Here is a 1,548-nt window from a genome sequence, read left to right as displayed (position 1 = left end):
CGCGGTGCTGCGGCAGCATTTCCTGCGGGCACGGCACACCACCCCGCAGGCCTACCGGCGCACGTTCCGGACGGAACCGGTGCCGGTCTCCTGAACGGCGCCGGACGGCATCGGGAAGAATCGAGCGTGCCCGGGTGTTGAAGCGGCCGGAGCATCCGATCGAAAGGAACACCGTGGCTACCCAGTCCCTCACGCAGCAGAACTTCGACGAGATCGTCGGCGGCGACGGCGTCGTCCTCGTCGACTTCTGGGCCTCATGGTGCGGTCCGTGCCGGCAGTTCGCGCCGACGTTCGAGGCATCGTCCGAGAAGCACCCCGACGTCGTGCACGCGAAGGTCGACACCGAGGCCGAGCAGATGATCGCCGCGCAGTGGGACATCCGCTCGATCCCGACGATCATGGCGTTCCGCGACGGTGTGCGCGTCTTCAGCCAGGCCGGGGCCCTGCCTCCGGCCATGCTCGAGGAGCTGGTGACCCAGGTCAAGGCCCTCGACATGGACGAGGTGCGCCGGCAGATCAAGGCGCAGACCCCCGAGGCCTGACAGCAAGTTCGCCCAGACGAAAGGCAGCCGCGCGCGTCCTCACGCGCGCGGCTGTCTTTTTAGTCGGCGGGTCTTTCGCTTCCGGTTACGGGCGCAGCAGTTGCCGCACCCGCGCGGCCTCGCGGGTGAGGTGATCGCGCTCCGGCACACTGGGCGCGACCCGCGCGGCCTCGGCATACAGCTCGGCGGCGACGGCCAGGTCACCGGCGCGTTCGTGCAGGTACGCGGCCGCCGCGGTGTACCGCGGAAGGCCGGGATCGACCTCGGCCAGCGCGGCCAGCCCCGCCTGCGGTCCGTCCGCCTCCCCCACCGCGACGGCCCGGTTGAGCCGCACGACGGGGCTGCCGGTGAGGCGCAGCAGCTCGTCGTACCACTCGACGATCTGCACCCAGTCCGTCTCGGCGGCGCTGCGGGCATCCGCGTGCAGGGCGGCGATCGCGGCCTGCGCCTGGTATTCGCCGAGACGGTCGCGGGCCAGCGCGCGCTGCAGGATCGTCACGCCCTCGGCGATCATCGCGGTGTCCCACAGCGAGCGATCCTGTTCGGCGAGCGGCACCAGGCGACCACCCGGACCGGTGCGCGACGCGCGACGCGCGTGGTGCAGCAGCATCAGCGCGAGCAGCCCCGCAACCTCGGGTTCGTCGGTGAGAGCGGCGAGTTGGCGGGTCAGCCGGATCGCTTCGGCCGCCAGGTCGACGTCGCCGCCGTAGCCCTCGTTGAAGACCAGGTAGAGCACCCGCAGCACGGTCGCGAGATCGCCCGGGCGGTCCAGCGGTAGTCCCGCGAGCTTCCGCTTGGCCCGGCTGATCCGTTGCGCCATCGTCGCCTCGGGAACGAGACAGGCCGCGGCGATCTGCCGGGTCGTCAGTCCCCCGACCGCGCGCAACGTCAGCGCGACCGCCGACGCGGGCGGCAGGGTGGGATGCGCGCACAGGAAGTACAGGTGCAGCGTGTCGTCGGCGGCGGGGATGGGGCCGGGGGCCGGCTCGGCGTCCACGGCCACCTC

General features: G+C 72.0%; 2 protein-coding genes and 1 pseudogene. 2 read left to right on the top strand and 1 reads right to left on the bottom strand.

The features are described from left to right. Both I0Q12_RS35075 and trxA read left to right on the top strand, forming a co-directional pair. Positions 1–94, top strand: a pseudogene (locus tag I0Q12_RS35075) (AraC family transcriptional regulator); the annotation flags it as partial. A gap of 79 nt (positions 95–173) precedes the next feature. Further along, positions 174–542, top strand: a complete 369-nt coding sequence (gene trxA, locus I0Q12_RS06920) for a thioredoxin (RefSeq protein WP_197251239.1) — start codon at positions 174–176, stop codon at positions 540–542. Between the two features lie 85 nt (positions 543–627). On the opposite strand, the gene I0Q12_RS06915 is transcribed toward trxA, so the two are convergent. Then, on the bottom strand, positions 628–1,548 hold a 921-nt coding region (locus I0Q12_RS06915; protein WP_197251238.1), incomplete at its 5' end, for an RNA polymerase sigma factor.

Origin of the sequence: Rhodococcus sp. CX (assembly GCF_015865005.1) — a bacterium.
Taxonomy (GTDB): Bacteria; Actinomycetota; Actinomycetes; order Mycobacteriales; family Mycobacteriaceae; genus Rhodococcus.
This window is presented reverse-complemented; position numbering and strand designations above follow the sequence as displayed.